Raw genomic sequence first — 25,155 nt, 5'->3', positions numbered from 1 at the left:
GTGCTTTTATATATAAAGATCACCTTTAGGTGAACCGCTCACAGCTCGGCTATTTCCTTCCGGATCGAATTCCGGAAATTTACAGAAGGATTTAGCAAGCTAATGTTTAGGACCGGAAGATATTATGTAATTATTATATTTTGTAGTGCAATTCTACTTTTAGCTTGGAATCCTCTACGCCCGATTTACTCTTTTTTCTCCACGTTATTCGGATTAGAAACCGAGATCCCTCTTCCATTTCCGGATGTTAGTGTGAATTCTTATGGTAAACCTGGATTTTCACTTTCTATCCAAGTTCCTCCCGGCACTGGAGATATAGTTCCGGCGATCAATATCCAATATTCCGGTTCAGGCTCTGGGGTTTTGGGGAAGGGTTGGTCCTTGGGTGGATTTCCTCAGATCTCTAAAAATCCGAACCTAGGAGTTCATTTTGTTTCTTCAGATGGATACATTTCTTCTCAATTCGGCGAAATGGTCTCTGATACGAATGGGAATTATAAATTCAAATTCGAAAATTTTTCTAAGACAGAGTTCGACGGTTCCGTTTGGAAAGTCCGAGATAAAAATGGGATCATTTACGAATACGGTAAAAACTTTTCCGGAGGTTCAAATTCCAGATTAGATTCGGATGGAGTGCCTATCGCTTTCTATTTGGATAAGGTTAGAGACAGATTTGGGAACGGTTATGATATCCAGTATGATCCCGAAAATTTGCAATCTGCCGATGTATTACCAAAAGAGGTAGTCTACGCTAGAGGAAATGCTAGAATACTTTTTATTTATGAGGATCAATCCGAAAGATTTGGGGAAAAAATATTCTCTCTGACCAAACCTCTTTCTCGCAAGAAAAGATTAGAAAAAATTGAAGTATATTCAAAAGACTCCAGTGGTTCGGAAAACTTAAGCGAACTTTATGAATTCGAATATGATATCTTAAACGGAGATACATTTCTTTCTTCTTTTCATCGTAAAAATTATAAACCGATCACCTTTTCCTATTCAAATAGATCCAATCAGGCTCAGTATGTACATTCATCCGGAAAAACATTCCAGAATTCTTATAGAGCTTCTGACCCGAGTGTAAAGTCTGCTTGTGATGCAACTGTTGCGGCCTGTACCTGTACAGCGGACTGGGGTTGTATTGTTGCGAGTCAATATAGTGCTCCGGCTCTTTGTAAGATCGGAATACAGAATTTTCAGGATATTTGCACAAACGGTGTGGAAATGTCCTTTGCAGTTCCTGCGGACCTTGATGGGGACGGAAGCCCTGAAATGGTCCGTGTTTTAGGAAATATGGACAGCCAAAGATTTTCAGTTTCCAAACTTTCTTCTTGGGATACTGAAAATTTAGATCCGATCTCTGCGATTGGAGAATCCAAAGGAAATCCGATCGGTGTTACCACAGATGGTAAAATTCTTCCGGGAGATTTTAATGGAGACGGTAAGACGGATTTTTTGGTCCTGAAGTCGAATGGTGCTAAGGGGATCGTATATTATGGTCCGGATCTAAATTCTGTGGAATATTCTGAACTCGTTGCGGAAAACCTGCAACAAACTAAACCGTATCATTTTTTGGCAGACGTAAATGGTGACGGTAAAACTGATCTTTTACAGGCTAAAACTTCTACTAAGATCCAGATCTATCTTTCTACCGGTTCAGGTTTCCAAAAATCACAATTATTGAATATTACAGATCCAGGAAGTTCTTTCCAGGGATTTGTGGATATGGACAAGAATGGGATCCCGGATCTGCTTAGGATAAGCGGAACTTCCGATCCAAGATTGATCTTAACATTTTACGATTTTAAAAATGGTAGTTTAGTTGAAATAGAAGAAACTGAAATTTCCAGATCTTCGTTTGGGAATGATGGGGACCAATTCATTTCGGATCTGAATGGAGATGGTTATCCTGATTTTGCATTTTTCTCAGGAGCTACAGGACAGGGCACCATCCATTATTATCCATTCGATGGAAGAAAGTTTAGGACGAATGGAGGTGGTGCTTACCAGACAGTCGGTGTAAATGGGGCGTTTGCTTCTAAACAAAGACTAAGTTCTTCCGCCTCTAACCAAGTGTATGTGGAAATTGATCTAACCGGGGACGGGATTAAGGATAAGGTTATTTATAATTATTCAGATCTAACAAATCCATATTTTACGGTACAGGTTTACGATACTTCTCAGTCCGATTATCTTCCAGGTTTTTCTTTGTATTGGAATCAGGATCTTACTCAGGACTTAAATGGAGATGGGGTCCCGGATATTCTCCGAGCAAATGTAAGCAGTACGGAAGAACCTGATAATGAGGATGAGGATTCTCTTCCTCAAACCGTAACTGTTCGGAATTTTTCAGTAAACATTACGAATATAACATATTATGAAATTTCTATAGATCTGAACGACTATCTACCTTCCGTAAACCCATCTGGAAGTTCTTCAGATAATGCTTATTTCAATTGGAGAAACAGAAAAGAATTTATAGATTTAAATGGAGACGGAAGAGCTGACTTCCTTCGATATGATTCCTCCGAATCTAAATTGATTGTTTCTTATTCAAAAACTGATCCTTCTGGAAATCTGTTTTACTCTGCCGACGGGGACGAGTCTTGGATGACTGGAGGATATCTTCTTCCCTTAGATATCAATGGTGACGGCAAGCCTGAACTTTTAGGCTTGAATGGAGATAAAAAGCCCCTTCAAAATTCCGTGGCATCTAGTATTCCATTTGTGAATACGGTTACTTATCGCCAGATCCCTTATGAATCCAATCTAGAATTGCATCTTTTGAAATTTCGTTCTGATGTCCCCGCAGGCCTTTTGACTAAGATTGAAAACGGTTCTTATGTTTCCGATGGAAATGTAAGTGTACAACTTGAATATTCTCTTTCTAAAAATCATCCGACTGCAAATGGACTGGGTTTATATGATCCGGATCGGCCCGAAATACTTCCTTTAGTATTTCCTGATTTTCTTACAGTTAAACTTTCCCAGAAAGCAGGTTCTTCGATCTTAGGGGAAAATTCATATAAGTATTTCTTCTCTAGATTTTATAGAGGTGGGTTTCGGAATTCCGGGTATTTAGGGTTCCAGAAGATAGAAGAGAAGAATACAATCGCAAGCTCAATTACAGAAACAAAATATGATGCTCCATTTTTGGAGGCAGTCGGAATTCCTACATCTCAAACAAAATCTAAAAATGGACTCAAAATTTCCGAATCTTATAAGAACTTCCAAAAATCTATCTCTTCGAATGGCGGGTTACTGGTCCAGGAAACGAGTAGTTTGGAGAATGTATATCGTGGAGGTCAGTTATTTCAATCTTCTACAATAACTAAAACTTATGATACGTATGGAAATATTACCCGAAAAGATACAAGTATCAACGGGGTCACTGCTAGTGAAAAAGTTTCTTATCTGAATGATTGGAACGAGGGTGTATTAGGAAAGCCTGTAGATATCCAAATTTTAAAGAATGGGGAATTAATATCTCACAGAAAAATAGAATATTCTAATTTTCAAATATCTGCAGTGAAAGAGGAGATGAGTCCAGGCATTTGGAAAACTGAGGCAATCCGATCTTACGACTCTTACGGAAACCCGAATCTTGTAAAAGAGTCTAACGGTAATTTGATCACTGTAGAATATGATAATATTCTACATAAATTCCCAATCAAAATGACCAATGGCTTGGGTCAGGTCACATTAAAGTCTTATGATCTTTCGAATAGTTTGGAATTATCCAATACGGACCAAAACGGAGGAATTTCCAGAACGGAATATGATTCTCATGGAAGGCCATCAAAAAGTTATCTACCTGGGGAGAACGATTGGTCCGAAAAAATCGAATATGAAAACACCGGGGACCTAGAGAATCAGCTTGTCCGAAAAATCTTCCGCCGCAGTAATGGTGAGACTTGGCAGGAAGATTTGAGTAATAATATTACTAATATCTCTAAAAGAAGAAGCAGCCTGGTAAATGGAACTGTTCTCGTGGAAGAGACTCACCGGAATTTGGAGGGTCAGGTCACCAGGAAAATTGATCCATACTTAGAAGGATCCAATCCTTTTTCTTGGACAGATTATACTTACGACCAAGAAGGGAACCAAACCAAAAGTGAAAGAAATGATGGAACAGTGATCGAATCTGAAACCAATGGTTTGATCTCTAAAACCAGGGAATATCTTAACGGAAATCTAATTAAGGAAACGGTTGAGGAGAAGAATTCGCTAGGTCAGATAATTTCATCTACGCAACAAGGAAAGACTACACGTTATTCTTATGATCCCGCAGGTAGAATTTCGGAGATCATAGATCCGGAGAGCGGAACTACATCTATCGAAACGGACTTTGGAGGAAGAAAAACCAAGGTAGTCCATCCTGATTCAGGCAAGATCGAATATGAATACGATCCTAATTCGGGAAAATTATCTAAACAAAAATACCAAAACGGTTCCAGCATACAATATTCTTATGATATTTTAGGAAGAGTTTCCGGAGTAAATGGAGATTCTCCTGAAACCGGAGCAGTGAATTATATTTACGAATATGATGATCCTGAAAAAGAAAACGGGATCGGAAGATTAACCAAGGTTACCGATCCACTCGGGACAACTGAGTTCGGATACGATCTAAGAGGAAACCAAAATATAGTCGTAAAAAAGTTAACGGAAGAGGATCTAGAATTTGTAATTCGTAATAAGTACAATCTGCAGAACCAAATAGAAGAGACTATATATCCTGACGGAAGTATTTCAAAAAACCTATATTCGGAAGCAGGATTTCTTTCCGGGATCACTTTAACTCCAGGCGATGGAAGTGGTTCCGATTTTCCAATCGTTCAATACCAAGGGCCAATCTTAGAGAATGGGGAACTTAAGATCCAAAGACAATTGGGGAATGGTGTCAGAACGGACATATATTATGATTTAATAAAACGTAAACATAGTAGATTTGTTTCGGTTAAAGATACCGAAATTTACCAAAGTATAGAGTATACTTACGATCAGTTCGGAAATTATCTTTCTATCATAGATAAAAAGAATCCGGTTAGGACCCAAAACTTTCAATATGATTCGGTCAACAGGCTGGTGACAGCCTCCGGAGTTTACGGAACAGAAGAATATACATATTCTGATTCCGGTAAATTGCTCCAAAAAGGGAACTTAACCTACTCGTATGAAAACCCTTCTCATAAGAATGCGGTTACTAAGGTAACAGGACAAAATCATTCTTACCAATATTCCTACGACGGCTCCGGAAATATCATCTCTAAGAATGGAGAAAGTTTTCGTTACGATCCTTTCCAAAAATTAAAAGAGATCCAAACGGAAGACCAAGAAAGTATCCGGTTCGATTATGATTTTTCAGGAACCAGGATACGAAAAACAAAATTAAGTGATTCCAGTAAAACAATCAGCTTAGGCGGATTGTATGAGGTTTCCATTTCTCCGGGAAAATCTCCACAACATACATTATATTTCCGAGGAAACTCCGGAGATCTTGTAGCACAATGGACCAGGACGGATGCGGTACTTCTAAGTTATCAAGGTAATAGTATTTCTTCCGGAATATCCGGAATAGAAACTACGTGGAAAACATTAGCTTGGGCGGCAAAAGATAATTCGATCCGAGGAATTAAATATTTATTCTTAGTTCCAGGAACTAATTTAGGTTTTTTATATATAACGATCTTTTTAAGTTTAGGGTTCGGGCTCCTTTCCTTTAGAGAAGGAATTTGGAGATCTGTCTTAAAATTTACCTCTCCGATACTCATCGTTTCTTTTTTTAACTGTTCCGTTTTGATGCCAGGCGGTAATGGGAGTCCACCTTGGTTAGTTCCTCCCCAATTTGATTCCAATACTCCGAATGTGAATACTCCATATGAACCTGGAGGTCCGGGTTCTGGAGCAGGACTCCCAGTGGGTGGTTTCTTATTCCTTCATCCTGATCATTTAGGCTCCATTACAATGGCTACAGACGGAAATGGAAACAGGATCGCAGGCGGGGACCAGGGAGGAGCATCACATATTTCTTATAAACCATATGGAGAAATACAAAGAAACGATTCCTCCGGGCCTGATGTGTTCCGCTATAAATTTAACGGGCAAGAAGAAGATAAAGAAACAGGTCTTTATTATTTCAAGGCAAGGTATTACGACCCAGTCATTGGAAGATTTTTACAGGCGGACTCTGTTATGGATACGACAAGACCGATGGGAATGGACTTGTACATGTATACCGAAGGAAATCCAGTCAGATACACTGATCCAAGCGGAAACAGTATCTTGAGTAGTTTCTTGGAAAGGAACGGACTCGGATTTTTGAACTTTAGTCTTTCATTAAGCACCTTCTTTCAAAATGCGTTTTATGTGAGTTCTCAGCGTTGGAGTGATGCTGGACTAGGAATTGCTGCAACGCTCAACCCTGTAGGAATCATAGGTACTGCTTTGGGGGCCGGACCAGTTGCATCTATGGCAGCAGTTACTGCGGTTGCTACCGGACTTGCGCTTGCGGCCGGAGGTGGATTAGCTGCTGCAGGGGCAGCTGCCTTGGTGACCGCTGCTGCATTTACATTAGGCGCTACCGTTGCGGCTGTGGCAGTGGTGACTGGTGTTGCAGCTGTTTCTTTGGCAGCTGGACTGGCCGCGTCTGCAGCAGGAACAACGCTTCTTGTTGGAATGGGAGCTTTATCAGTCGTATCTGCTACGGTGACTACGGCCCTTGCAATTGCAATCGGGACTGCGCTACTAGTGAGCGCTTCGATACCTATCTTGGGCTCCTCCGGATTAGGTGTTGGGCTCGCCCTCGTAGGCGCAACGCTATCCCCCTTTACTCTTCAGGCATATATAGCGGGTGGATACTCTAAATCAAGTTTCAATAATATACGTTGGGATGAGAAGAATGCTCGGACCGCCGCTTGTTATTCTGTGGCAGGACAGATCGCAGCGGTAGGTGCGTTTGTTGGTTATGCCGGATTGCCTGCTCTTGGAATACCTTCTATATCTCAAATCTTCAGTGCAGATGCATTATATTGGATTGGTATGGCGGGCACAACCAAGAGTGCAGTAACCGGAGATTGGCGAAGTATCGCATTGGATACTATATCCTATTACACTGGAATTAAATATCTAAGTACAATCTATACAGCCGGTGGAGCTATTCATGGGGCTTGCGGGGGAAGTCTGTAAATGAGTAGTTTATGTTTTTATTATAAACGAATACTCATCCTTTCTCTATTTATGTGGGGTTTCACAAATGTGTTATTCTGCGGTCCGATTGGGCCGAATTACAATTATTGGGATATAGAAAGTTTTGATAGTACGTACTTGCGGTTTAATTTTCCAGATTTAGGTCCGGAATCTCAATATTCTCCTCCGGGCCTTTTTGTTTCGGAAAGAGATAAGAAGACCTATTATCTTACGATATTTTTACAGAACGATTGGTTGCCTAACCGTAGTTTACAGCCGGAAGAATGGTATTGGAAAAAGTTTTATTCTAATTGGGAAAGTTTGCCTCCTATCGTTCAGTCTGACCCTAGATTTAATTATATTTCAGGCTGTGAATATTATATACCTGTCCCAGTTGGAAAATCTATCTATTCTATATTTAGCTATAATCGCAATCGTACGGATATAGGCGGTGGAAGTATAACAAAAGCCGTGGATCTTCCGCCTGGTCATTCGGTTCGAATTCATTTTAGAAATCCTGAAACTTTAACCGAAGATAAAATCGATCCTAATAAATATGTAAAATACACTGAGGGAGATCGAATTCTATTTTCTATCGAATCTACTCCTTTGCACATGGACAAGTCTGGCTGCGAGTTTGTGAAATAGGTGTAATGGCTATAAAGTGCGAAGTCTTGAGGAATTACAGACGGATATTATGAAGATAAAGGTCCTTTCGATCATTCTGATCTTCCTCTTTCTTTTTTCAGGTTGTTTATCTGTGCACTACCGAGGCAGAAAGATTGAAAATCATAAAAATAATTTTCTAAAATTTGAAGTTAAGAATTTCAAAGAACGTGGGAATTATGAACCACATAGATTTTTCTATAAAGTAAATCAATATAGATTTATCCTAATGTGGTTGGATCCTGATGTCTATTTTCCTTATCCGAAAGGAGATACAATTCCTCGTTCTATCAATCCATCAGAAGATTATTATATAAATAAAAGGGATGGTCTTACACGCACTAAGATCGATCAATTTTTTCACGGAGATCGCAGAGATTACTTCGCCTATGACTGCGAGTATTGGATGCCTCTTTTGTCAGGCAAGAATGAATACGATTTTTATATCATCGACGAAAACGAAGGACGGAAGGAAGGCGCTTGGCCTGAGTTTGATCTTCCGGAGGATCACTCCGTCAGAATGAAAATTACTCCTGCAATGCGGACAAAAGGCTCCGATCCTGCAAATCGAAGAACAGGTTGGTATTCTACAGATCCGGAGCTTACTAGAAAAGGATTCATTATTGAATTCACGATCGAGAAAAACCGTCCCGGTGAACAAGAACCGGTCTGTGATCTGGGAATCGAATCTTGATCTTATAAGAAGCAATAAATTTAAACTACCAAAGGTAAATGAAAACAATGAAACGAATCTATATCATAATGTTGATCATACTTTTTATTGCGAACTGTATCGCAGTAGATACATTAGGATTAACTGATACTTACAAAGGAGATGTTGCAAAAGATAAATTATTAGCCGCTGCAAAAATAGGGGACTATATGACTGCGAACTCGTATTTTACAAAGCAGGGTTATACCGGATCAGAGTTGGATTCTTATGTGATTGCACAGGTTATATTGGCTTCCTTTGTAGATGAGGCGGTTTTTGGTTTGGATGAATCAAAGTATTATAAAAAGAAAGACGTGGATCATTGTGCCAAAGCCATCCAAAGTTTCGGGGTCGTTCTTGATCAAGACTCTTTTTCGACGTTCTTGAGCAATCGAACTTGTAATTTAAGTCCGAATGATATGTTTCTAGATAGAAATATTGGTAAAAGTTCGAATAGCGGAAAATGAAGTTAATAATTAATATTCGGATTTTTTGGGTGTCTTTCTTTTAGAAACTTTGAATATATTTCCAGACTAATCGGACTATGTAAAACTCCATTCCTTTATGTAGAGATTTTCATTAATTATCTGTTCAAATAGAGAAATGGATGGCGGGAATTGAATGAATAAATATATGTTCATATCGATTGTTAGATCAATTGTTCTTACGATATTCGTTATAGATTTTAATTATTGTACAGTTTCTGTTGTGCAGAAACCGGAAAATTTGAAAACCGATAAGGAGCAATATCCTCATGAAGTGGCGATCTTAATTCCAAAATCAATAAGAGACTATTCATATCCCGGTACTATGATTACTTCGTTTAATATCGGGGAGGCACTCGAACAAGCAATGAAGCAAAGAGCGAAGGCTCAGTTCGAAAACGCTGTCGTAATCGATTCTCTTTTTACTAAACATCCGGACATAAAGACGATTTCGGTAAAGATCAATGATGTTCGTTATGAATTTTATCCGGATAATACGACTGGACTTTTTAGCCATACTATATTCCAAATTTTTCTAACATTAGAGTTTTACGATGGTCAAACTTTGGTTAAATCGGTAAGAGCCGAATCCGGTAAAGTATATCAAGGAATTCCTCCCTTTTTACATGCAGATTATGCTGCTGCTGGTTCTATTTCTAAGGGTATAACCATGACGGTAGATAAAGGATTCGAAAATTTATTATCTGATTTATCTGTGCAAAAATTAATTAATCCTAATGTAGAAATTTTTAACCCCCCAATAGCTCTCGGTCTTCTCGGATCACCGTGGAAACATTGGTGATCCCTCCCTGGAAAAGAAGGCCTAAATAATCGGATAATTTTCTAAGATTATAGCCGTCTTCTCTTGCAAGAAGTACCATCGCCTCGAAACCTGCAGCTACCATCATCACGGAAGTGATCCGGATTGGATGTGCAGGAAATCCGCCTTGCCCCACCATTCTCTCCAAGTCACTGTCCAGTTCTTCCAAGATATACGTCATGGAACCGCCTTGGAATAGATAACCGCGTATAATATCTCTGTTCCTGGTCAATAGATCCAAATGGATTCTATCTTGCATCATTACATGGAATACAGCAAAGTAAGCATCGCTCAAAAAAGCTAAAGGAGTTTCCGCTTTTGCTCTGGCTTCTCTAATTCCTTTTCGGATACCTTCCGCTAATTCATCCGCGATGTCTTGCATTACGGATTCTTTATCTTTATAATAATTATAGAATGTACCTTGTGCAAGGCCACTCTCTCGGATAATTTCTCTCGTGGAACACGCCTCGAATCCGATCGTAGCGAAAACCCTACGAGCAGCGTTTAAGATTGCGTTCCTATTTTTTGTTTTATTGTCCTGTCTTCTGGACCCGGATGTTTCTAATTTCATTTTGAATAACGAATCGATTTTAGTTTATGAATTTTTTTTAATACTGTTTTGGCTGCGTAGTATCCACACATTCCGTGCACTCCTCCGCCTGGAGGTGTTGATCCGGAACAAATATAAATATGAGGATTGGGAGTAGTATATGGGTTCATCTTCGCGATCGGTCTAAAAAATGCCTGAGGAAGATCCGCTGCTCCACCGGTAATTGCTCCACCCACATAATTTAGATTATAAGAATAAAAGTCCTTAGTATTCATGGAATGTCTGGCTAATATCCTGTCTTTGAATCCAGGAGCGAATCTTTCGATCTGATTTTCTAAAATTGCGGTCATGTCCTTTGTAGAACCAGAAGGCACATGACAATATGCATATCCTGTATGTTTTCCTTTAGGTGCTCTTGTGGGATCAAACTGGCTTTGTTGGACCACCAACATATAAGGGCGATCCGGATGTTTTCCCGCCCACACTTCGGATTCTGCTTTTGCAATTTCCGAAAATTTTCCGCCCACATGAACAGTCGATGCAAGTAAACAATTCGGATCTTTCCAAGGGATCGGTCCATCCAAGGCCCAATCCATCTTGAATACCCCAGGTCCGTATTTATAAGAAGAGATCCTGCTAATATAAGAAGAAGATAATGTATTTCCCGCAACTGATCCTAATTGGTCAGGACTTGTGTCGAAAAGGATTACTTTTGTCTTAGGAAGTTGAGATAGATTGGAAACCTTATAATTCGTTTGGATCTTTACTCCGAGTCCTTTTAGATACGACTCCAGAGATTTTGCGATCATCACAGATCCACCCTCTACTACCGGCCAAGAGCGTACATGTCCAGTCAAAGAGAATAGAAGTCCGAGTGCTCCACTTAAGAATTTCTCCAATGGAAAGATGGAATGGCCTGCGCAGCCTGCGAATAATGCCTTTGCTCTTTCTTCTTTAAACCAAGAATTTGCGATCGATTTTGCGGATCGAATACCAAGTAATCCGAATCTCGCTAATAAAAAAGGATGTTTTGGAATACCAAGAGGAGCTAACGCGTCTGACAAAAGTCCTTCTGGATTTTTTAAAAATGGAGAGATCAGTTTTATATAGGATTTTTTATCTGCCCCTAATTCTTTCGCAGTTTCTTCCAAAGATAATTTTAAAAGTACTGCAGATTCTCCATCCAAAGGGTGGGCCACGGAAGCAGTTGGCTCAATCCATTTGAGTCCATGTTTTTCCAAAGGAAGTGTTTTCAGATAGGGAGATAAAATTCCCATAGGATGTGCAGCGGAACAAACATCATGATGAAAACCTGGTAAGGTTAACTCTTTTGTTCGTAAGCCGCCGCCTATCGTATCCGAAGCTTCCAGTATTAAGACTGAAAGTCCGGAACCTGCCAGAACGGAGGCCGCAGCTAATCCGTTCGGGCCGGATCCTATGATACAAATATCATATTCTTCGGAGCTGAAATCCATTATTTAGTCGGCCAAGGTTGGAGTTCCTTTAGATCGGCAACTTCTATCTTTCCGTCTTCTATTAATCCTTTTTCAGCGTCATGGATCCTATAGTTAATAGTAGATTTTCCTAATGGTTGACCTTCTATAAAGATACAGCGTAATTCTTCATCCTTGAATCCACATTGGGCTTGAACGGATCTAAGAAGTTGTTCGCTGTGAAGGTGACCTTCTCCGAAGTTCCATCCAACGACCATTCCTGCTACCAGTTCACCTTCTACCCATTCATACTTTTCAAAGTTCTTAACCGCTTTTGGTACTATTTTTTGGAAGGCTTTTCCGTGTAAGTGCATGAGTCGGAATGCCATTACCTTACTCACTAAACCTACGGATACTTTTCTTTCGTAGAACATATCCAATTGGTCGTACAACCATCCGGAAGTTTTGGTAAGTTTCTCTAATTTTTTATAACTATCTTCTTTGAACATCCATACACTTACCGCCCAGTTCCCTGCATAATATCTCATTGCAAGTAAGAAGGATACCCAATCCGGTCTGATATTCCCGATGATCGGAAGCGCTAAAGAGAATACGAATAAGAATGCCGCAACAGGTGCTGATTCTAATTGGAAAGGAGTGATAGTTGGATTTGCTCCGAACAAGAAGAAACCTGAGTAAACTACTAAGAAGTTCCATTCTATCGGAACTCCCATTGGGAAGTTACTCGTGATATAACTATGTAGGAATACCATCATTCCAAGCCCTAAGTATAGAACCGTTTGAGAACCGGTCATGATCGCAGTAAATAGAACGATTGGAGTTCCCATTTCCAAAACGATCCCCATATTCGCTTTTGCTATGGCGGTAGAAGAAGGACGAAGATCTTCCGGATAATTTTTATACATTGCCTTTCTGAACCAGGCAAAAGGTGTGAATGGGCTATTACTTGCCATCACGCAAACTACACTCGGAAAGTGAGAGTTGAGTTTGGAAAATCCTGCAAATAACCAGATAGAAAGCTGAACGATCATCGCACCTGCGATCCAGTTTTGTGCGAATGCAAATACTACTATTGTTACCCAGTAGTGTTCCGCTCTTGCTGCAAGAAAAACAGTTTTATCTAATATACCAGCAATAACCAAGCTGATGATGATCGGTAAAAATTGTTCAAAGCCGGGAGCAGGGTGGATCAAACATAAAACGGAATAAACTAAAACAGAAGCGTAAGCTACGATTTCCAGAATTCCTCTTGTCCTTCCCCCAATGATTGGAGCTCCTTCGAACAAAGGCATTTTGGTGGTCTTAGGTCTTAAGAAATATAAGAACCCGCCTACAGGAGGGAAATATCTTCCTGTTAGAGGACCACTTCCGCATCCAAGTCCTAAAACTTCGAATAGCAAACTCCAAACGATTGCCTTTTGAAAAGCAACTGGAACAAACCACCAAGAGATGGTTCCCCAGGTTCCGAGACCAGGGCTGAAAGAGCAGAAATAAATCCAACCTGCGATGTATAATGCTATCTTTAAGACGTAAACGATATATGCTCCAAGAGGGGAGCCATAACCTTGGACCGCCCAGGCTTGGCAGGACAAACGTGCCCTGTCCGCGAACGACATTTTCGCCCAGGCCAAGGCATCATAGGGGGGAGCTTTAGGAAGGAACATCTTTCTCTCCGTATTCTATATTTAGAGGGAGTGATATACAGGAGCTTTGAGAAATGTCAAGAAAAAATGACTAATTGGTCACATTTAGAATGTGTTTTATCGTAAATTCTTCTTGGATCCCGCAGTTTTCTAAAAACAGCTCATCGTGAGAAGCGACAATAATCGCCGCCTTAAATTCAAGGATCAGTCCTTCCAGAAATCTTATATTTCCCAAATCCAAATTATTTGTGGGTTCATCTAAAAGTAGAAGTTCCACTTTTTCCGTACTTAAAAGTCCTCTTGCCAATGCTGCCCTCAGACGTTCTCCTCCGCTCAGCGTATGCACCTTCTGAAAAACCGTATCCTTAAAAAATAAGAATTTCGCGAGCCCATTTCGGATCTCACTTTCATCCAATATGGAAACATCTCTTACATTTTCAAAAATGCTCTTAGAATCATCTAATTGGTTACATCTTTGGTCTATATATAGAGTATTCAATTTTCCTAAAGTAATTGAACCTCTTGTTTTAATATTGGAACCAAGTAGCGCTTGTAATAAGGTGGATTTTCCGGATCCGTTTGCACCTTTGATCGCAATCCTAATGTTTCCTTTCCAGGAGAAGTTTAAATTTTCCTTATAGATCCAATCCTGGAATCGAATGTTGAAATCATTTGCTTCTGCTACTAATTTTTGAGAAGGTATTTCTTTTCCGGAAAGGTTCGCATACATGACCGGATCTATTTTTATTCGATCCATTTTATCATAAACTTCTCTTATCTTATCATTCGCTTTTTCTAAACTGGAAGAATTTACTTTTCCTGAAGTGCTTTGAGCATTACTCTTACGAGCTCCTAGTAAAATTTTAGGTGTTCCTCCCTTTGCTGCCGATTTTGCCCCTTTGCGATTTCTTTTTTCCTGTCTTTCTATTTGTTCAATTCTTTCTGCTTGTGCAATATCTCTTTCTCTTCTCGCTTTTTCCAAGGCGGCCAAAGAATTTTTTCTTTCTTTTTCTTTCGTTTCTTCGTAGGAACTCCAACCTCCTCCGTATTTGTTCAAACCCAGATTAGATAATTCTAAAATGGTTTCACATAGTTTCAGGCATTCTCTATCATGAGATATTAGTAGAAATCCGTATTCGTATTCTTTTAGAAATCGGATCAAAACATTTTTCGCTCCTTGGTCCAGATCATTTGTGGGTTCATCCAGGATTAAAAATTGATCTTCCAGTCTTTCGGCAAGACGTACCCTCATCCATTGTCCTCCGCTCAATTGATCACAGAAACGGTTTCGATCAATCCCTGTTAAAAGTTTTTCTCCGTGGAGTGACCAAGAATAATTTTGTAAAAATTCTTCCACAGTGATCCGTTCCGGTTTTTCTCTTTGGGGTAAATAAGAGACTGGAGAATTCCTGGAAATTTTACCTTTGCTCGTTTCGATCTCTCCTGAGATCAATCTAGCAAGATACGTCTTTCCGATACCGTTTGGACCCACAAGAGCAGTACGTTCTGGTCCAAGAGAAAAATTAAGATTTTGAAATAGAATACGCCCGTCCGAAAATTCGAAAGAGACGTCATTTGCGACGATACTTGATTGCATAACAAACCCTTTACGCTGTCCGAGCGCAGATTATAAAAAATCGATTGGGGTGGGTTTGTTTAAGATGCCATAAGACTCCGGTTGCCCAGAGGATTATTAGACTAAAAGAAAAGCTTTAAAATTGCAAGGAATTCTATACTTAGGTTTCGGTTCTTCATATATGATTTTTCGATCCAAGGACGATATCAATTGAACGAACGACGAAATTCCACAGGAGTAAGTTTTGTCTTACTCTTGAATAATTTACTAAAAGATTGAGAGTGTTCGAAACCTAATTCATAAGCGATTGCGGTTATTGGCAAATCGGTAGTAGACAATCTTTCTTTTGCCTGTTCGATCAACTTATTATGAATATGCTGCTGAGTACTCTGACCGGTTAATACGTTCAGTAGCCCGCTCAAATATTTCGGAGAAACATTCAATAGATCCGCTACGTATTGGACCGAAGGTAAACCTTTTTCTCTTAAGTCTCCTTCTCTAAAATACTCTACTAAAATTCCTTCCAAACGATCCAAAATTTTATGATTCGTGATCTTTCTTGTGATAAATTGACGATGATAAAATCTCTCCGCATAATTAAGTAGGGTAGTAATATGGGAAATGATAATATCCTGGCTGAATTTATCGATATTGGAATGATATTCTTGCCTAATGTTACCGACAATATCGTTCAATACGACTTCCTCTTTTTCAGAAAGGAATAGAGCCTCGTTCACCGAATAATCGAAATATTCGTATTTTCGAATATTCTTAGCCAATACGGAATTCCAGATGAAGTCCGGATGGATCAATAAGATCCACCCGGAATGTTCCGGTTTTCTGTCTAGACCGATCTCGATCCTAAAAACTTGACCGGGAGCCATAAAGAACAAGATACCATCGTCAAAATCATATTCCTGCTGCCCGTATTTCATTTTTACGGCAGAGTTCCTTTTTAAAGAAATGGAATAAAAATCGAGAGTCCAACTTGTGAGATTGAAGTCCGGAGAATGTATAATAGATCCATAATCCACTACACTGATCAGAGGATGTTCAGGTTTTGGCAAACCTCTCAACTGATGAAACTCGCTGATGGTCTTAATTCTATATGGTTTTTGAATCTCTTTCACGGTGAGCCTATTTCATTCTCTCATAAGCCGTAGCAAAATCTTTAGCAAAGTCCTTTAATTTGGTCCTTTCCAATATAGGTTGATTTCGGAAATAATCCTCATATAACACTCCACCTCTTCTGGACGCATTCATTTCCATAAAACCTTTTGCAGTTTTTGGATTCATTCCTGCCGCGATCATGCCGTTCAATGATTCTTCATCAGAAATGATTGTCCATTTTAGATCAGGCTTTCCAATCGCTTCACCCAAAATTTTCGCGATTTCGTTCGGTGAAATTTCATCACTTGCGATATAGCGGATACTTCTTCCTTCGAAAGGTTTTTCAATTTCTTCTGCAATCACCTTTGCAATATCCGAAGGAGAAACCCAAGGCTCTATTTCATCTCCCCCATAATTGGATATGATGGATCCTCTTGACTTTATCGTTTGTATAAATGCGAACATATTATAATAAAATCCTACCGGCCGCATAAACTTAATCGAAACGTCACTCGGTAATTTTCTTAAAATATTCTCTGCCTCATGATGAAAAGCAAGTATCCCACTATCCGAATTTGTATGCGCTCCTATGCTACTCAAATGGATCACTCTCCTAATTCCGGATTGTTCTATGGCTATTTTATAACTATTAGCAATCCGGCGAATTGTTTCCATTATATCCAGGTTATGATCAAAAAAGCTCTCGTAGCCGATCGCTTCCATAGCATAGACTATATCCGCGCCCTGAAATGTTTGCGATAAGAATTCGCTATCTTCCATTTTGCCGATAGAAGGAATAGCGCCTATTGTTTCTATTTCTTTTGTACGTTCCGGGTTGCTACTAATAACGGTAACTGAATGACCCTTTCGAATCAATTCTTCAACGAGTGGTTTACTGATATGTCCCAGTGAACCGGTAATAATAATCTTCATAGGTATTCTCCTTAATTAGAGATGCTTTATATAAGCGGTATTTCCTATTCAGATCTATTAAGGATATGAGAAGTTCTTTTTGGAGAGATTATTCGTGTAGCCGAACTTCAGGCGAATGTAGCCGTTTTGCGGGAATCGCATCGGCGATTTTTGTGACCCCGGCTCGATCCTTCGCGGGGAGTTCGAGAGATATTCTTAGAATCAAAACAGCGGGCTATTTAAGCTTTGCTATTGGGCCTTTATTTTTATCTAAGTTCGCATTTTTTGTTGATTTAGTTAGTGTATATTATACACTTTTAAGTGATTTTCAGGAACTGATTATCATTTCTTACGGATCCAATGAAAAATAATACAATGTATTCATACAAATTTGCAAGACCAAGCTTAACGGTCGATTGTGTAGTCTTTGGTGTTAATGAAGATAAGCTGCAGATCCTTATCATCCAAAGAGGTATCGATCCGTTTCGCGGACATTGGGCGCTGCCTGGCGGATTCGTACGAATCGAAGAGACGATTGATGAAGCTGCCATTCGAGAGCTCAAAGAGGAAACCGGGTTAAAGAATATTTTTTTAGAGCAACTATACACTTTTGGCCAAATAGATCGCGATCCCCGGGAGCGAGTCGTCTCAATTGCTTACTATTCCCTTGTAAATTTGCATAACCATTTTGTTCAAGCTTCCACAGACGCCGATAGGGCTGTCTGGTATAATGTTCGAGAATTGCCAAAGTTGGCATTTGATCATGATAAAATAGTAGAAGTGGCATTAGCTCGTTTAAAAGGGAAACTGCGTTATCAACCGATTGGTTTCGAATTGCTTCCAAGTAAATTCACTCTTACACAATTACAGAGATTATACGAAATCATTTTAGAGAAGGATCTAGATAAGCGCAATTTTCGAAAAAGGATACTACAATTTGACATACTAGATCCTACGAAAGAATTCGAGGAAAACGTAGCTCACAGAGCTGCTCAACTTTATCAATTCAATAAGTCGAAGTATAAAAAAATGATAAAACAAGGAATTAGTTTTGATCTATGAAAAACGATATTCTTATGACAGATCTTAATAGTCCTTCCTTGTCTTTTATTTCAGATATGGTTCGAACTTTAAAAACCGAATTGGAATTAAGAAGTTTTCTGGATGTTAATAGAGGTTTCGATCTAAAAATTCATTTGCAGAGGAAAATCCAGCGCATAAACGAATTTTTTAAAATAGAAAATTTAGACAGTTGTGTTATCGGATTATCTGGAGGGGTAGACTCATCCGTCGTTCTAGGATTATTAAGTCTCGCTTCGCAGGAATCTAATTCCCCGATTAAAAAGATATTAGGGATGGCACTTCCGATTTTTAGTGTCGGTGCAACTGGCCAAAAAGAGGCTTTAAGAAAATTTGAACTCTTAAAATCAACTTTCAGTTCACAAAATAATAAAATTGAATTCTTTCAAAAAGATCTAACTCAAGTTCAAGAGAGTTATCTTCGCTTAGAAGAAGGTAAATACTCCCCCTGGTCGGCAGGTCAATTGCTTTCTATTATCCGAGTCCCTTATCTCTATTTTCACGCTGCACTTTTACAAGAACAAAATTATAGATCGATCGTAGTAGGCACAACCAATAGAGATGAAGGGGCGTATTTAGGATTTTATGGAAAGGCCTCCGATGGAATGGTCGATTTACAGCCGATAGCAGATTTACACAAAAATGAAGTTTATACTATTGCTAATAGTATAAAGATTCCGGAGGAGATCATTCAGGCGGAGCCCACAGGAGACATTTTTGATGGGAGAACTGATCAAGAAATGATCGGTGCAAATTATGAAGATATTCGATTCTTTATTTTATTGAAAGATTTCAACCTCGATTTTCAAAAAGTAATTCACCTTCTTTCTGCCAAAACGATTCAAAGTTTTGAAAATATAGAATCGATACATCAAAAAAATCTTCATAAATACAAAGTTGGGCTTCCATCCAGATTTATAGATGTTATGAGGCGAATTGTTGATGGGGGCTGGTCTTGATACTTCATAAGAAACCTGAACATACAAAAGTTCCCGGCTTCTGGGAAATGCCGGCGATAGCTTTCCGGATTCAAACAGGTCTAAATTTTTCCAAAAGGGACACCATTTTAACGGAAGTCGACTATTGGATGAATTTTTTAGATTCCGAAACTTGTCATTCACTTAGGGAATTATTTTTTGATTCGATGATTTTAGCTCCAGTATCGGTCAACGGTCTCATGAACCGAAACTATGGAATCGGAAGCCAAAGAGCCACCGGATGGTCCCTTCAGCTTGCAAATATGCTTTCCGAACTTATTGTCCCTCACCTAAGTGAAAAATTTTGCTCAGAGAAAACTTCCACAGATTGGTGGCAAGAAAATCCAAAGAAAAATCCGATTTGGATTCCAGTGCAAGTTAGTCCACTGTTTCGCTTTATGAAATACGAATCGGGTGGTGAACATTATGCCCACTACGATGCAGGATTCATATATGAAGACGGGATTCATAGGACTTTAAAGTCTTTTGTCATCTATTTAACAACGAATGAATCAGGCGCAACTCGATTTATTCGGGATAATTTAGAAAATATTAATGTATGGGAAAGGGATCATTCAGATTGGGATAGAAGAGTCCTTGAGGAAGAAGTATTGTCTTCCTTTTTGCCTCAAGAAGGTTCGATATTAATCTTCGACCATAGAATCTGTCATGATGTGGATGTATATTTGGGAGAAAAGGACCATCCCCGGATCATTATTCGCGGTGATATAATATATAGAGCAAAATCTTTATGAATATGATTCAGACCTGGAAAATTCAGCGGGACTATTATTACGGCAAACTCTTCCAAGAAGAAGGGATAGACGCTGTGCTAAAAGCAGGTTTTTTCGAAGATCTAAATTTAGATAACGTAGATATTGGCGCTACCACTTCTATTTTATGTACTCCCTACGCTTTCTTAGAAAAACCTAAAACTGATAATCACTGTGTACTATTGCTTACGGGTGCTCTATGTCCTATACATGACGGCCACCTTGAAATGATGATCATTGCAAAAGAATCGTTAGAAAAGGAAGGCTACGAAGTTTTAGGAGGTTATATCTCCCCTGATCATGACGACTATGTCGGTCCTAAAACGAATTCCTTCTTAAATATTTATGAAAGAAATCGAATCGTAACCGAAAAGATTGAAGATTATCCTTGGATCGGTTTGGATCCTTGGAATGGGGTTTTCAATCAAACGAGTATTAATTTTACGGACGTTGTTTTTCGGCTCAAAAAATATTTGGAGCGAAACGCAAAATTAAAGACTAAGATTTTTTTTCTTTGCGGTGGAGATAACTTTCGTTTTGCAGAAGCTTTCAAATATAGTGAAGACGGATGTGTTGTTGTTACTCGAAACGGATACGAAGTCGACGTAAAGAATCAGGAATCCGTTTATCTTGCTCAAGGTGAGAATGGCAGCTCTTCTTCGGAGATTAGAAAATTTTATAAGAAAAAGGATTTTTACGATAAGAACCTTAAAGTCCGAGACGATGGATATCCCATCCCTGAATTTCTTTCTAAGTTTTTTAAGATCGTTGAAGTAGTTTCTCTCGAAAAGCAAAGAGAAAAACTAAAGTTAATGTCTACGGAAAATATGATCAGTTTAGATCCTATGGTTCCTTTAAATTATAATCTATCCGTTTCTAGAATTTTCGACTTACATGGGCATCGGAAACTTGGCTACAAGATGGAAATGTTCAATGAGGATTCAAAATTAAAGGATTTATCTGGTCGTAGCGATATTCTTTTATATGATGATGATATTTATACCGGAAAAACAATGAGTGAGGCGAAATCATATCTAAAAGCTAAATTAAATATTTCGATCGATAGTTTTTTTTCCTTCAATATCAGTCCTGAAAATTACGATCTATTGGATGCAAGAGATCTTTATGCATTTAGCAAGGAGGATCATTGTGGTCTATTAATCGATTTTGGAGACTTCCAACAAAGAGTCCCTTATGCGTTTCCGTATGTCGATCCGTCTATTAGAAGTTCCGTGAAAGATCCGTTTCAATTCTCAATTGCTGTCTGGCGGGAAAATCAAAAGTTTTTCTCCGCTGACCAGAATTTATGCCTCGGTCATTTTCCTTTTTATCAAAGACTATATTCAAAAATAGGATTTCGTTTAGAAACTCCAATACAAGAAATCTTTCAATGGCATATTGAGCTTTTAACAAAAATACAAAAATAGATACCTGAGAGAAGATGCCGTTCCTCTGTACCTACCGGGACTCGCAGTTACCTTCCGCAGCGACCCATGAGGAGCGAGAGCTGTTGGAAATGAATACTATAGAATTTAATAATGAACCGAATCGCATTCGTTTGAATATCTGAAATTCAATTTTCGTTGCGAACAATAAATTACTAAAATAGAATCCCAAAATCCAGTATAATAAGCAGACTTTTGATGACATTTATTCAAAAATTCAAACTTTGTTTGTAGAAAAGAATCGTCATGAATGCAACTTTGAATAGTATCTTTAAGAATAAGAAAGCTAATCCTCCCACTCTCTGTTCGATACTCGATTAGTTTATCGTAAAGAGTTGTTGAAGTTTCTGTAGAATAATTTTGAACGTTTTCAAAGGAAAGTATATTTGCATATTTTAAATCTATAAAGTTATTTAATGTGAAATAGGAATCCTTCTTGAAATGGAAAGGAATACTCTTTATTGGACCATTGTATTGAGAGTCTGTCTGTAATTTATCATTCTCAAACAATATATTTTCTAAAAAGGGTTTGCTTAAATATAACGATTTATATTTCGCTCTTCTTTCCTTTTGTTCTTTAATCATTTTTTCAGATTTTGATTGGAAATTGAAAATCGCATGGATCGGTAAGAATGGGTGATAGTTAAAAATTCCAATTTTAACAATGTCTAAAGCGACCACTAACAATAATAATACGATATTTTGTTGAAGTTTGGACTTATCCAATCTTTCATTTATTAAGTAGTATAAAAAAATAAAATAAAATGAGAGCAGAAATGGTTGTTGTAGAATTATTAATAAATGATAAATTGTAACACCATCCCCGCTATTACCAGCAGAGAAAAAAATTAGATCTACGAAGCTGAGTATGAAATAGAAAATGAAAATTGCTGACTTCATTTTAATTATAGCCCATTCAGGTTTTAGGAAAGTCATCCCTTTCTGTTTTTATTGAACTTTTAGATGTTAGCTGAGATCTTCGATGTTAGCGATAATAAGAATTTGCAATCTTCGAAGTGCGCCTACCAGGACTCGCCGTCACGCTTCGAGTCCTTGTACCTACCGGGACTCGAACCCGGACCCCAGGCTCCGGAGGCCTGTACTCTATCCGTTGAGCTATAGGTACTTATGTAGGTGAGTTTTTGGGAATTGCCCGTGCAGTCAATCTGATTCCTGGATTAGGGATTTTACGTAAATGTCAGGAAAGTTTCCGAGGTTTTTAGCTTACATTTTAATTATCTTATTCAACTTGCCCTTAGGCACGGGTGTAATTGTTTTCTTTTCGGCATTTATTTCTAGCCTGTATTTTGGTCCCGGTTTCGATTTTTTCGGAAGGGGAGAAGGTTGCAATCGATCTGAACGAATCCAAACGCCTCTCTAAACAAGAGTTGGAAGAAAAAAGAAACGGTTGGTATGCAACAGGTCTTCCTGTTTTTTCAGAAGATCCAGTGAGAGGGCAGGGATACGGTGCGAGAGGATTTTTATACCAGAATGGAAATCGTTCTGATCCTTATTTCGAATTCCAACCTTACAAATATAGATTCGGTGCGCAAGCTTACAAGACTACAAAAGGTGCGGATTACTATGAGTTTACTTTTGATAGTCCTTTTCTTTTTGATACTGCGTATAGATTGAAGACAAGTGTTTCCTATAGCACAAATAAGAATTCTCAGTATTTCGGGATCGGAACTGACACGTTACGCGAAATTCAGTATAGGGATAGGAATCAACCTACAGGAGAACTGAAGAACGGAGGTAGCTTCTCCGATCTGGAAGATGCACTTTCTTATCGCAGACCTTCTTCTCCGGGATCCGTTTATCCGTATGAAAGTAATGTTTTGTATAATACATATGAGTTTCGCTCTACTACCGCTACATTCTCAGTCGATAAAACTTTTTGGGGAGCATTCCGCTGGATTATTGCTCCTGAATTTTCTCAAAATGTGATCCGAACTTATGATTATCCGAATGGAAGAATTGCAACGAATGGAGATTATTATTCTGTAGCAAGAGATCCAGCAACTGGTTGGGGTTCTTCTTATCCGAATGGAATATCTAAATTAACCAAAGATTACCAAGCGGGTCTCATCAATGGCTATCACGGTGGAAATGTAAATTATATCCATATAGGTCTTGCTTACGACACTCGAGACTTTGAACCGGATCCTGATTCAGGCGTTCTATTAGAGATGAATTATTCTTCTTCTTCCAAACGTGCCGGTTCCGATTTCGAGTTTGAGAAGTTTTTTACGCAAGGGAAGTTTTTCTATATGCCTTTCCCAAAACTTTTCGAAGAACTTGTGATTGCTGGAAGAGCAGGACTTCATTATTCAAAAGGAGAGGTTCCTTTTTCAGAATATCGTTATATGTGGTCCATCGATGGGCCCATCAACGGCTTGGGCGGTTTACAAACTTTAAGAGGTTATAGACAGGAAAGATTTATCGCTCCTATGATCGGTTTTGGGAATTTTGAGATCCGTTGGAGATTTGGTACATTCAAATTTTGGGACCAGTTGGTAACTTTGAGTCTTGTTCCATTTTATGATTTTGGTAGAGTATGGAACGGATATCATGATATAAGCACCCAAGGTTATAAATTTTCTTATGGTACTGGTTTACGGATTATTTGGAATCAGGCCACAGTGATACTCATCGATTATGCTAAGTCCAGAGAAGATTCTCAATTATTCATCGATATAGGCCAGATTTTCTAAGAATTTTAGAATATAGAAATTTGCTGTTCAGGATTTGTACCTTGTAAACACTTGAGTTCGGCCGGACCAAAAACAAAAATCGGCCTTAGAACAATCAAATAGAGTAAAAGATGAAGATCCAATCACTTGTCGGGTTAATTTCAATTCTGTCCCTGTTTCCATTTGCGCTTTCTTCCTTCTCCGCAGAAGAAGAAACAAAACTGATCGAAAAGGCATTAGTAGAAACCTTATCCACCCAAGAACAAAAAGAAGCCCTCCAAAAATACCTGACCAATCTTTCTAAAAAGAAAAGAAATGAAGCGGTCCATCTGAGAGAACTCGCTTCCACAGAACCAAAACATCATTCTTCTCAGGCTCGTAAGAAGAAGTTAGTAGAACTTGCAGCCCAACTAGACAAGGAAGCTTCTATTCATGAAGAGACCTTAAAAACCCTGCAACAATCCTTAGTTCAATAAGAGATTTTTTCGGTTACTAATTTTAATAATTCTTCCGTTGGGAGTTTCGCATCTAAGCGGATGGTACTCTTCGGAAGAATTTCTTCGTAAGCTTTTTTGATCTTAGTTAAAGCGCTGATTGTTTCAAATCTATCCTTAGTAGTATCTCTGCCTTTCAGTCTCGCCAAAGCTTCCTCAGGTTCTATTTCCAGATAAAAAACTTTTTCCGGTTCAGGAAATCCTCTGTCTAAATTCTTTTTTAAGATCTCTTTTGCGGAGAAAAATTCCCCAGACTGATATGCAGCCGTGGAATACATATATCGATCTAATAGTACGATCTTTTTTTGGGAGATAGAAGGTAGAATATTACGGTTCAGGGAAACTTCTCTATCTTCTAAAAATGCTTCGATTTGTTTTTCAGGAGAAAGTTCAATTTCTCCGCTTAAAAATTTTCGCAAGTACAGCCCGGATTCATACCGAGTTGGTTCCGCAAAACAAATTGCTGGAACATGTTTGGAGGTAAGAAGGTCTAAGACTCGGACAGAAAGGGTACTTTTGCCACTTCCGTCTAAACCTTCAAAAACGTAAAATCCTGGTATTTGTGCCATGCCTTTGA

At 38.7% G+C, this 25,155-nt stretch carries 18 protein-coding genes and 1 tRNA gene; 11 read left to right on the top strand and 8 right to left on the bottom strand.

Going from position 1 to position 25,155, the window contains the following annotated elements; genetic code table 11:
* Nucleotides 1-102: 102 nt before the first annotated feature.
* The 5 genes from EHO65_RS05805 (at nucleotide 103) to EHO65_RS05785 (ending at nucleotide 9,853) form a co-directional block, all read left to right on the top strand.
* Nucleotides 103-7,188 carry an RHS repeat-associated core domain-containing protein gene (locus tag EHO65_RS05805; RefSeq protein ID WP_135773200.1) on the top strand — a complete coding sequence of 2,362 codons (7,086 nt, stop codon included), beginning with the start codon at nucleotides 103-105 and terminating at the stop codon, nucleotides 7,186-7,188.
* On the top strand, nucleotides 7,189-7,836 hold the full coding sequence (locus EHO65_RS05800; protein ID WP_135773199.1) for a hypothetical protein: 648 nt from the start codon (nucleotides 7,189-7,191) through the stop codon (nucleotides 7,834-7,836).
* Nucleotides 7,837-7,885: 49 nt separating this feature from the next.
* Nucleotides 7,886-8,548 (top strand): hypothetical protein, encoded by a 663-nt coding sequence (locus EHO65_RS05795; RefSeq protein WP_135773198.1) that lies wholly within the window; start codon nucleotides 7,886-7,888, stop codon nucleotides 8,546-8,548.
* Between the two features lie 47 nt (nucleotides 8,549-8,595).
* A complete protein-coding gene (locus tag EHO65_RS05790) occupies nucleotides 8,596-9,033 on the top strand; it encodes a TIGR04452 family lipoprotein (protein WP_135773197.1) in 438 nt (145 codons plus the stop codon).
* Nucleotides 9,034-9,187: 154 nt separating this feature from the next.
* Nucleotides 9,188-9,853 (top strand): hypothetical protein, encoded by a 666-nt coding sequence (locus EHO65_RS05785; RefSeq protein ID WP_135773196.1) that lies wholly within the window; start codon nucleotides 9,188-9,190, stop codon nucleotides 9,851-9,853.
* On the opposite strand, the gene EHO65_RS05780 is transcribed toward EHO65_RS05785, so the two are convergent.
* From EHO65_RS05780 to EHO65_RS05755, 6 genes are all read right to left on the bottom strand, one after another.
* Complete coding sequence (locus EHO65_RS05780; RefSeq protein ID WP_135773195.1) at nucleotides 9,801-10,442, bottom strand: TetR/AcrR family transcriptional regulator; 642 nt, start codon at nucleotides 10,440-10,442, stop codon at nucleotides 9,801-9,803. The genes EHO65_RS05785 and EHO65_RS05780 overlap by 53 nt on opposite strands.
* Entirely contained in the window at nucleotides 10,439-11,896 is a 1,458-nt protein-coding gene (locus EHO65_RS05775; RefSeq protein WP_135773194.1) for a phytoene desaturase family protein, read from the bottom strand. The genes EHO65_RS05780 and EHO65_RS05775 overlap by 4 nt, the downstream gene beginning before the upstream one ends.
* Nucleotides 11,896-13,539, bottom strand: coding sequence for a DUF3556 domain-containing protein (locus tag EHO65_RS05770; RefSeq protein WP_135773193.1), 1,644 nt, complete (start codon nucleotides 13,537-13,539; stop codon nucleotides 11,896-11,898). Before EHO65_RS05770 ends, EHO65_RS05775 begins: the two co-directional genes overlap by 1 nt.
* A gap of 70 nt (nucleotides 13,540-13,609) precedes the next feature.
* Nucleotides 13,610-15,115 (bottom strand): ATP-binding cassette domain-containing protein, encoded by a 1,506-nt coding sequence (locus EHO65_RS05765; RefSeq protein WP_135773192.1) that lies wholly within the window; start codon nucleotides 15,113-15,115, stop codon nucleotides 13,610-13,612.
* 185 nt (nucleotides 15,116-15,300) lie between these two features.
* Nucleotides 15,301-16,224, bottom strand: coding sequence for a helix-turn-helix domain-containing protein (locus tag EHO65_RS05760; RefSeq protein WP_244243451.1), 924 nt, complete (start codon nucleotides 16,222-16,224; stop codon nucleotides 15,301-15,303).
* A gap of 7 nt (nucleotides 16,225-16,231) precedes the next feature.
* A complete protein-coding gene (locus EHO65_RS05755) occupies nucleotides 16,232-17,137 on the bottom strand; it encodes an SDR family oxidoreductase (RefSeq protein WP_135773191.1) in 906 nt (301 codons plus the stop codon).
* A 339-nt stretch (nucleotides 17,138-17,476) separates the two neighbouring features.
* Between EHO65_RS05755 and EHO65_RS05750 the strand changes: the two genes are divergently transcribed.
* From EHO65_RS05750 to EHO65_RS05735, 4 genes are all read left to right on the top strand, one after another.
* Nucleotides 17,477-18,178, top strand: a complete 702-nt coding sequence (locus EHO65_RS05750) for an NUDIX hydrolase (RefSeq protein WP_135773190.1) — start codon at nucleotides 17,477-17,479, stop codon at nucleotides 18,176-18,178.
* Nucleotides 18,175-19,155: an NAD(+) synthase gene (nadE, locus tag EHO65_RS05745; protein WP_135773189.1), complete on the top strand. Its 981-nt coding sequence runs from the start codon at nucleotides 18,175-18,177 to the stop codon at nucleotides 19,153-19,155. Before EHO65_RS05750 ends, nadE begins: the two co-directional genes overlap by 4 nt.
* A 128-nt stretch (nucleotides 19,156-19,283) precedes the next feature.
* Nucleotides 19,284-19,928 carry a 2OG-Fe(II) oxygenase gene (locus EHO65_RS05740; protein ID WP_244243450.1) on the top strand — a complete coding sequence of 215 codons (645 nt, stop codon included), beginning with the start codon at nucleotides 19,284-19,286 and terminating at the stop codon, nucleotides 19,926-19,928.
* On the top strand, nucleotides 19,925-21,373 hold the full coding sequence (locus tag EHO65_RS05735) for a nucleotidyl transferase family protein (protein ID WP_135773187.1): 1,449 nt from the start codon (nucleotides 19,925-19,927) through the stop codon (nucleotides 21,371-21,373). Before EHO65_RS05740 ends, EHO65_RS05735 begins: the two co-directional genes overlap by 4 nt.
* A 1,072-nt stretch (nucleotides 21,374-22,445) precedes the next feature.
* Here the strand turns inward: EHO65_RS05735 and EHO65_RS05730 are convergent.
* Nucleotides 22,446-22,517: transfer RNA gene (locus tag EHO65_RS05730), tRNA-Arg, on the bottom strand.
* 145 nt (nucleotides 22,518-22,662) lie between these two features.
* Between EHO65_RS05730 and omp85 the strand changes: the two genes are divergently transcribed.
* Entirely contained in the window at nucleotides 22,663-24,105 is a 1,443-nt protein-coding gene (gene omp85 / locus EHO65_RS05725) for an Omp85 family outer membrane protein (RefSeq protein ID WP_135773186.1), read from the top strand.
* A gap of 110 nt (nucleotides 24,106-24,215) precedes the next feature.
* On the top strand, nucleotides 24,216-24,560 hold the full coding sequence (locus EHO65_RS05720; protein ID WP_135773185.1) for an LIC10421/LIC12816 family protein: 345 nt from the start codon (nucleotides 24,216-24,218) through the stop codon (nucleotides 24,558-24,560).
* Here EHO65_RS05720 and tmk read toward each other — a convergent pair.
* On the bottom strand, nucleotides 24,554-25,147 hold the full coding sequence (tmk, locus tag EHO65_RS05715; protein WP_135773184.1) for a dTMP kinase: 594 nt from the start codon (nucleotides 25,145-25,147) through the stop codon (nucleotides 24,554-24,556). The genes EHO65_RS05720 and tmk overlap by 7 nt on opposite strands.
* Between the last annotated feature and the right edge of the window lie 8 nt (nucleotides 25,148-25,155).

Source organism: Leptospira andrefontaineae (genome assembly GCF_004770105.1).
Lineage (GTDB): Bacteria > Spirochaetota > Leptospiria > Leptospirales > Leptospiraceae > Leptospira_B > Leptospira_B andrefontaineae.
The sequence above is the reverse complement of the archived record's forward strand: the minus strand, read 5'-3'. Positions and strand labels throughout refer to the sequence as shown.

Bases quoted from the DNA above. Each gene is read 5' to 3' on its own strand.
- EHO65_RS05785 (WP_135773196.1), top strand. From the start codon at position 9,188: ATGAATAAATATATGTTCATATCGATTGTTAGATCAATTGTTCTTACG.
- EHO65_RS05780 (WP_135773195.1), bottom strand. From the start codon at position 10,442: ATGAAATTAGAAACATCCGGGTCCAGAAGACAGGACAATAAAACAAAA.
- tmk (WP_135773184.1), bottom strand. From the start codon at position 25,147: ATGGCACAAATACCAGGATTTTACGTTTTTGAAGGTTTAGACGGAAGT.
- EHO65_RS05755 (WP_135773191.1), bottom strand. From the start codon at position 17,137: ATGAAGATTATTATTACCGGTTCACTGGGACATATCAGTAAACCACTC.
- EHO65_RS05770 (WP_135773193.1), bottom strand. From the start codon at position 13,539: ATGTTCCTTCCTAAAGCTCCCCCCTATGATGCCTTGGCCTGGGCGAAA.
- EHO65_RS05795 (WP_135773198.1), top strand. From the start codon at position 7,886: ATGAAGATAAAGGTCCTTTCGATCATTCTGATCTTCCTCTTTCTTTTT.
- EHO65_RS05775 (WP_135773194.1), bottom strand. From the start codon at position 11,896: ATGGATTTCAGCTCCGAAGAATATGATATTTGTATCATAGGATCCGGC.
- EHO65_RS05735 (WP_135773187.1), top strand. From the start codon at position 19,925: ATGAATATGATTCAGACCTGGAAAATTCAGCGGGACTATTATTACGGC.
- EHO65_RS05765 (WP_135773192.1), bottom strand. From the start codon at position 15,115: ATGCAATCAAGTATCGTCGCAAATGACGTCTCTTTCGAATTTTCGGAC.
- EHO65_RS05805 (WP_135773200.1), top strand. From the start codon at position 103: ATGTTTAGGACCGGAAGATATTATGTAATTATTATATTTTGTAGTGCA.
- EHO65_RS05800 (WP_135773199.1), top strand. From the start codon at position 7,189: ATGAGTAGTTTATGTTTTTATTATAAACGAATACTCATCCTTTCTCTA.
- EHO65_RS05790 (WP_135773197.1), top strand. From the start codon at position 8,596: ATGAAACGAATCTATATCATAATGTTGATCATACTTTTTATTGCGAAC.
- EHO65_RS05720 (WP_135773185.1), top strand. From the start codon at position 24,216: ATGAAGATCCAATCACTTGTCGGGTTAATTTCAATTCTGTCCCTGTTT.
- EHO65_RS05750 (WP_135773190.1), top strand. From the start codon at position 17,477: ATGAAAAATAATACAATGTATTCATACAAATTTGCAAGACCAAGCTTA.
- nadE (WP_135773189.1), top strand. From the start codon at position 18,175: ATGAAAAACGATATTCTTATGACAGATCTTAATAGTCCTTCCTTGTCT.
- EHO65_RS05740 (WP_244243450.1), top strand. From the start codon at position 19,284: ATGAATTTTTTAGATTCCGAAACTTGTCATTCACTTAGGGAATTATTT.